Origin of the sequence: Streptomyces sp. NPDC023838, from assembly GCF_040639555.1 — a bacterium.
Taxonomy (GTDB): Bacteria; Actinomycetota; Actinomycetes; order Streptomycetales; family Streptomycetaceae; genus Streptomyces.
This window is the reverse complement of sequence record NZ_JBFAAD010000058.1, coordinates 22,660-29,520: the sequence shown is the minus strand read 5'-3', so window position 1 is coordinate 29,520 and position 6,861 is coordinate 22,660. Positions and strand designations below refer to the sequence as shown.

The window sequence follows — 6,861 nt, the reverse complement described above, 5'->3', positions numbered from 1 at the left end:
GACACCGGAGACCATCCCCGCGACAACCCGGGCAGCCCCCAGACGGCCGCGGAGACCACGGTCGAGGTCAAGCTCGGCACCTTCCTCGACAACACGAGGCGACGCGCCACCAAACTCAACCAGCAGCGACGCAACGACATGGATGCGCTTGGCATGCGCTGGTGAGGAAGCCCGGGTCAGGGTGTAGGGGCGAGCGTGTCATCAACCAGCCGCGGTGCAGTACCCGGCGCTCTCCTGGACGAGGGAGCAAAGCTGACCGATGAAGGTGCGGTGCCTTTCCGGGTCGCGGTCGGTTTTTGCGGGTGGGCCCTGGGTCTACACCGGGACCGGCGCGGCGCGTGCTCAGGCGACACGGGGCTGCTCACCGGCAAGGCGCTCCAGGTGGGCGTCGCGGGCGTCCTCCCACAGCACGCCCGTCTCCGCGGCCGGGTAGCCGTTCTCCGCGATGTCTTCCAGCACCGAGGCGAGGACGTCGACCTTCGCGCGCTGGTCGGCCGCGTACGCGCGGGCGGACGCGGCGGCGTGCTCATCGAGGGTGTCCAGAACCAGTGAAGGCGCACACCCACTCATCTAACCTGCACACCGGCCGCAACACCGACAAAACTCAGGTGCCAGGCGCCCACTCCGCCGAACACGCCACCCTGGTGCTCACTTTCACCGAGCAGCAAAGGCCGAGCACCGCCCCCTGCGACGTCGTTAACGTTCGGGAGGCGGGGCGGATCGCCGTCCACACCGGCAACCCGATCACGTCCAGGCCCGTCAGGTGAACGACGACGACACGGAGTTGAGCCGTGGCCTGTTCCAGCGTGACCTTGCCGTTCAGCAGGGCGGTGACGCCTTCGGTGGTCTGGCGGGTGGCGGCGGTCGCCTCTTCGAGCGTTCAGGGCGCGGGCCAGCCACAGGCCGACGCCGCCGGTGCCGCATCCGGCATCCACCAGGAGCTGGCCGGGGACCATGCGCAACCGGGCGGTCATCAGGGCGAGCAGCGGCCAGTCGCAGGAACTGGAGGCGGCGATCTCCCTCGGGTAGTCGTCGCCTTCGGCATCGCCTCCGGCATGGGGCTGGGCCACAACGCGCAGGCCATGCTCATCTTCTTCACCGCGCCGCCGAGCTCGCAGCCGGTCACGTCGGTGCTGGTGTAGGGGCGGAAGTAGGGGGTGTGGCACGCTCGGTGGACTCGACCGTCTGCCGGGCCCACCAGCACGCCGCCGGGGGGGCCGGGGAAGGCGGCGACTCCTCATGACCACCCCCACCATGTCCACCGCGGGCGCGGACCCATTTGGGGATCAGCGCTCGGGCTTGGGCGGGCGCTGCATCAGCGCGGGGCGGTGGACGTCCCCGCACCCGGCCCAGCCACTGAGTGTGCGCCAGAGGCCGGGCTCCTTCGGGTGGCCCCGCCTCAGGCCTGCCTGCGCATCCAGGACCACCGGTGTGTGCCGGGAAGGGCCCGAATGCCGTGCGCTCTCCATCGACCGGGTATCGAGCGCGACGTGCTGTTCCGCGACGGACAGTGCGGTGGCCGGCGGCGCAGGCTCATCGACCCCGCCTCCATCGCAGATCCGTGGGGCGCGGAGATCGTGGACCGCCTCGCCCAGGGAGCCGCGCGGCCTCAATGACGTTCCAGAAGGTGTCGATGTCCATAACCGCGCACGTTCGCAGGCGAGCGCGGTCGAGTAGCCGGTCCCGGTCCCGATCTCCAGCACCGTGTGCCCCTCGTGGAGGTCGGCATCCGCCCACATCCGCAGCACGACGTCCCGCCGGGGCAGCCCGCGTACCTCCAGGCAATCGGACGGGGCTGGTGTGATCGCCCTGGGCCGCCAGTGGTACGAGCGCGTGGCGGCTGACCCCGACAGCGCTTCACGGCCTGCGCGGTACGGGCTGCGGCCTGAGACTTGGACACCATGCGATTCCTCCAACACGAGAGTCGACGGCCGCTCGACGGCGGCCACGGCATGCGTCAGTGAAGCCGCCCCGGCCCGTGCAGCTAACCCCACCATGGGGCCCCCACCATGGGGGTACCCTCCGGGCTGCTACTCCGTCATGCTGCGAAGACCAAGGGGGACCTGTGGACGAATTACTCCAGGCGCCAGCCCAGATCCCGTTCCACCTGCTGAACGACGCGTCCTTCGTGCGCGCTGTCCAGCGCAGGGACTTCACCGCGGTTTTCACCGCGGCACACGAGGCCGGGCTTTCCTTCAACCGGATAGCCGAGGCGTGCGACATGAAGTCCGAGCGGGTCTCCCGCGTCGCCCGCGGTGAGGCGACGGTGACGGCCCTTGACACCGTGGAGCGTATTGCGGACGGACTTCGGATTCCTGGTGCCCTTTTGGGACTTGCTGCGCGACCCTGGGAGCACAGCTCCCTGACACCGCACCCGGAGTCCGACGATGGAGACGATCCGATGAACCGCCGCCAGATCCTGCGCGGCGCGCTCGCCGCCGGCCTCACCACCAGCGCACTGACCACCCTGACCAACACTCGACAGCCAGTCGACCTCGCCCTGGCCGCCGACACCGACACCACCGACCTCGCCGACCTCGCCGACCTCGAGTCGGCCGCCGAGACGTACGGCTACGGCTATCACGGCCAGGCGCCCACCCGCGTACTGGCCGACCTCGTCAGCGACTTCGCTGAACTGCGCCCCTACCTCGACACCCCGCAGCCGGTCGCCACCCGAGTGCGGGTCTGCCACACGGCGGGACAGATGGCGGGAATGATCGCGATCGTGCTGCACGATCTCGGCGCCCGCAAAGAGGCCCGGAAGTGGTTCGCCACGGCGTCCAGGGCGGCGCAGGAGTCCGGCGACAGCCAGCTGCACGCCTGGGTCCTCGCACGCGAGGCCATGGTTCCCCTCAACTACGGCGCCCCGCAGGCCGCCGCACGCCTTGCCGAACAGGCACGGCAAGCTGCTGGGAACCGACCGACCGCCTCAGCCACCCTGGCGGCCGCGGTCGCTGCCCGCGCGTACGCGCTCTCACACCAGCCCGAACAGGCCCGCCACGCACTCACCGCCGCCGACCAGCTCATGGGACGACTGGATGCCGCGGCACAAGCAGACACGTGGCTGACCCACGGGGAACAAAAGCACCACGTCCACCTGTCCCACGCCTACACCGCACTCGGCGACACCCGCCACGCTCAACAGAGCCAGCAGCGAGCCCTGGAGCTCTCCGCCCCCACCAGCACCATGACCCGGTCACTGCTGGCCGTTGACGCGGCCATGTGCCTCCACCATGACGGCGACACCGAGCAGGCGTGCCGCCGCGCTGTGGCGGTACTGGACGGCCTGCCGGCCGCCTACCGCACGGGGCTCGTACACCAGCGGGCACGGGATCTGTACCACGCGGTCCCGGCCCGTCATCACCGGGAACCTGCCGTAGAGGATCTGCGCGACATCCTGGCTGCGTGACTATGCCCGTGCTCACGCCGGCTGCGGTCTGGATCGCTCGGATGCAGCACTGTTTCGGCTCTTGTTCCGCTCCGGCCACTGCGTTCTCGCACCACAGCGTCATCGTGAGGTCGACGCGGTCGGCGCCGCAGGCGGAGGGCTTGACGTCGATGACGGTGACCTCATTGGCAAAGTAGGACCACGAGCACGCCTGTGCCGATGCCCCCTCCTGCGCCCCGACCCCGCCCAGCGCGGCCGGCTGGTGGAGATCCGCGACAACTCCTCGACCCGATCGCCGAGGTCGAGCGGGAAGGCTGGCTCGGCGAGATCGAAGGGCTCCGAGTCAGCCTCGTCGGCGCCGAGGCCAAGACTGGCCAGATCGACTCGGCGGCATCCGGGGGGGCCTGTCCTGCTCGGTCTGCCGACGCCGCGAGCGGCCCAGCAGGGGTGATCATTCAGCGTGGAGGAAGAAGTGGTAGCCCCTCACTGGACCAGGCTGGTGTGCGGGTGGCCTCCGTTCGCCGGGCAGGCGTACAACTGCAGGCGGTTGGCGTCCAGCACCGTGATCCCGGGCGGATTGAACCAGATGTCGTCGGGCGCGCCGGCGACCTGGTCCTCGTACGGGATCCAACTCGTGGTGTTGCGCTGCCATTCGGACGAGGCGATGGTCAGCAGAGGCACCATCGCGGTCCCGCAGGCCACACAGAACCGCGGAACGGGGTCGGTCAGTCCCCAGCGGGACCAGCCACCGATCTTCCAGCCGGGGGCGTGGGACAGCGCGTCGTCATAAAGCTGCTGTGGGTCGGCCTCGTCGACCACGATGCCCGCTGCCTGCCAGAGCGCTGGGTCCTTGATCTGCTCTCTCAGCTCCTTGGGGAGTTCCCCGAGATTGGGGTACTCGGTGATCTGTTCCGGCGCGAGTACGCAAGGCTTGGGTATGTAGAGGTACTCGTCCGCGTCGAACGGCTCGGGCGGCGCGGCCAGCGCGTCGGTGACATCCGCGGCGGTCCGCCAGGACACCTCGATTGGAATACTTGAGTCGGGATCGTGCTCCGAGGGGCACCACAGGACCTGCAGCAGGTCGGTCCGCCCGGGCGGCCGCAGCAGGGGTATGTCCCGCGCGTACAGCTGGGCCACGGGCACCATGGGGTTACTCCATTCATGCCCGATGCGGCAGTACATCCAGGGTTGCTGTGCGGGCCACAGCAGGGGCCCGCCGATCGAGCTGTCGTGCACCGTGGGAGCGCCGGGACGCGGGTGCAGCCGGATCGCCGGGCGGGCCAGCGGGGCCAGCGCGGGAAAGACCGCGCCGATGTCGACCGGCCGTGGCGGGGTAGTACGTGTGCGATTCATGGTGATGATCATGCCAACACCCACTGACAACCCAGCAGGACCGGCCGCGTCCTGCATGCGCGCGACGCCCTCTCTGCTCACGCACGGCGCAAAGCGACGCCCCCCTGCCCTGGACCGACCCCAGCCGAGCACGCGTCAGAGTTCAGAGAAGTGACCAGGCCAAACGAGGTCGCGCCGGACCAGACAGGCCGAGGCATCCACACCTTCCAGGCTGCCCCCCTTGAGCAGGAAATGTAGGGTCTCAAATTTCGCTGCACAGTCTCAGCAAGCTTTGCATCTCGACTGCACATCGGAGACACGCAGGTCAGAGCAGCAGGGGTACGGGAACCTCGACGCCGGGGGGCAGCAGGAGCACGCTGGAGCGCCAAGCTCAGCTCTCGGGGGTGGCGGTGGAATGGGTCTCGCTGGCAAGCACGATCGTCGGCGGTGGAATTGCGACAGCATCGGCCGGAATCCTCGATCATCGCCGGTGGAGACGAGAACGAGGCGACCAGCACACCGAAAGCCGACGTTCGCTCTACGTCTCCTACCTCTCTGCTCTCGCATCGGCTCGGCACGCTTGTCGCGTGACCGTTCGCGAGCCAGAGCGCGACCCTCAGCAGCGCAGGCGCGCAGTGTGGGAACCATTCGAAGCCTGCACAAGTCTGCGATACGAGCTGTCGATCTGCGCGCCGCGCTACGTGGTCGAGAAGTCCGACGATTCGTTTCGACGGCTCCGCGACCTGCGGGACATAGTTACTGACGGATTCAGCAGGGACAGCAACGAGTACGTGACCGGGCGACATCGCTACGACCGGGCGTACCAGGAACTTTGGGATGCCATGCGTAAAGACCTCGGCGCCGCTGCCTAACCCTCAGCGCGACGAACCAGCGAGCTTACTGCCAGTGCGGCAGCGCTCCTGGGAAGTGCAACCGTCCGTGAGACTGGCACCGGCCATCACGGCTGCGCAAAGACGAAGCAGCCCAGGCCAGAGCGCCGCCGCATGCAGCAGACGGCGAGAACCTACAGGAAACCAGCCTAAAACGGTGCAGATCCACTAGGGCCTGTGTGACGTCGTGATCAATCAGGTGCTTTCAGCAGGTCGTTGATCCAGATCATTGAAGCGCGGAGGTGGAGGCCGGCGAGGTAGCTCTCGGGCGTCTTGTCGTATCGAGTCGCGACGCCGGCATCGTGACCTGTGGGCCGGCCGCCCCGGCTGCCTTTCCTCTTCCGGTTGGCAGCCTGGTCCTTCTTCTCCGGGATGACGGCCTTGATGTTGCGTTTGCGCAGGTAAGAGCGGTTGGCGCGGGATGAGTAGGCCTTGTCCGCGGCGACAGCCCCAGGCCGGGTCCGGGGGCGGCCGACCGGCAGACGGACCCGCACCTTCTGCAGCACGGGGACGAACTGCGGGCTGTCGGCGGCCTGTCCTGCGGTCAGGACGAACGACAGCGGACGGCACTTGCGGTCCACGGCGAGATGAATCTTGCTCGTCAGCCCGCCACGGGACCTGCCGAGCAGGGCTTCCTTCAGACGGAGCTTGCGCCGTCGCCTGATGTGCCGCCGCTCTTCCCGGCCGGGCACGTCGCTTCCGGCCTGTCCGTTCTGTTCCGGCGGGCCGCCCCTTTTTGCCGGGCCCGTTCCTGGTCAGCGGCGGCTTCCTCAAGCGGGTCCATGACCTCCTTGCCGATGCACATCCCAGCGGCGTCGTGGTGGGCCCGGGCGGTGGTGGAGTCCACGCTGACCAGTGACAAGTCCGTCTTCCCCTGGCGGGCGGCCTCAGCGATCACGCCTTCCAGCAGTGCGGTGAAGACGCCGGCGTCCCTCCAGACCCGGAAGCGGCCGTAGACCGTCGGCCACGGGCCGAACTCGCCCGGCATCTCCCGCCACTGACTGCTGGTGCGAAACCGCCAGATCACTCCCTCGAACTGCTCACGCAGCCGCTCAGGGTATGGACCGTACTCGCCTATCGGCAGGAACGGCTCGATCAACTGCCACTGCTCGTCGGTGAGTTGCCTGCGCGTCACGACCGTCTTCCTACCGGATTCGCAGTCCAGACGGATCCCGATCGGCAAGATTGATCACGACGTCACACAGGCCCTAGAAGGCCGCCGCCCATACCCTGCCCCACCGTCAAATCGGG

General features: G+C 68.5%; 5 protein-coding genes and 2 pseudogenes. 4 read left to right on the top strand and 3 right to left on the bottom strand.

What is annotated here, in order from left to right:
- Positions 1 to 342: 342 nt before the first annotated feature.
- On the bottom strand, positions 343 to 570 hold the full coding sequence (locus AB0G17_RS35890; RefSeq protein ID WP_361391984.1) for a hypothetical protein: 228 nt from the start codon (positions 568 to 570) through the stop codon (positions 343 to 345).
- Positions 571 to 791: 221 nt separating this feature from the next.
- On the opposite strand from AB0G17_RS35890, the gene AB0G17_RS35885 reads away from it, so the two are divergent.
- The 3 genes and pseudogenes from AB0G17_RS35885 to AB0G17_RS35875 all read left to right on the top strand — a co-directional run bounded on the left by AB0G17_RS35885 (position 792) and on the right by AB0G17_RS35875 (position 3,409).
- Complete coding sequence (locus tag AB0G17_RS35885) at positions 792 to 1,142, top strand: hypothetical protein (RefSeq protein WP_361391991.1); 351 nt, start codon at positions 792 to 794, stop codon at positions 1,140 to 1,142.
- Positions 1,143 to 1,960: 818 nt separating this feature from the next.
- Positions 1,961 to 2,317, top strand: a pseudogene (locus tag AB0G17_RS35880) (helix-turn-helix transcriptional regulator); the annotation flags it as partial.
- An 84-nt stretch (positions 2,318 to 2,401) separates the two neighbouring features.
- Positions 2,402 to 3,409, top strand: coding sequence for a hypothetical protein (locus AB0G17_RS35875; protein ID WP_361391988.1), 1,008 nt, complete (start codon positions 2,402 to 2,404; stop codon positions 3,407 to 3,409).
- A gap of 462 nt (positions 3,410 to 3,871) precedes the next feature.
- On the opposite strand, the gene AB0G17_RS35870 is transcribed toward AB0G17_RS35875, so the two are convergent.
- A complete protein-coding gene (locus AB0G17_RS35870; protein WP_361391982.1) occupies positions 3,872 to 4,741 on the bottom strand; it encodes a hypothetical protein in 870 nt (289 codons plus the stop codon).
- Positions 4,742 to 5,307: 566 nt separating this feature from the next.
- Between AB0G17_RS35870 and AB0G17_RS35865 the strand changes: the two genes are divergently transcribed.
- Positions 5,308 to 5,592, top strand: a complete 285-nt coding sequence (locus tag AB0G17_RS35865; RefSeq protein WP_361391979.1) for a hypothetical protein — start codon at positions 5,308 to 5,310, stop codon at positions 5,590 to 5,592.
- A gap of 209 nt (positions 5,593 to 5,801) precedes the next feature.
- Here AB0G17_RS35865 and AB0G17_RS35860 read toward each other — a convergent pair.
- A pseudogene (locus AB0G17_RS35860) lies at positions 5,802 to 6,745 on the bottom strand (IS5 family transposase).
- Positions 6,746 to 6,861: the final 116 nt, after the last annotated feature.

Coding starts and splice junctions, on each gene's coding strand:
- AB0G17_RS35875 (WP_361391988.1), top strand. CDS start 2,402: ATGAACCGCCGCCAGATCCTGCGCGGCGCGCTCGCCGCCGGCCTCACC.
- AB0G17_RS35870 (WP_361391982.1), bottom strand. CDS start 4,741: ATGAATCGCACACGTACTACCCCGCCACGGCCGGTCGACATCGGCGCG.
- AB0G17_RS35890 (WP_361391984.1), bottom strand. CDS start 570: ATGAGTGGGTGTGCGCCTTCACTGGTTCTGGACACCCTCGATGAGCAC.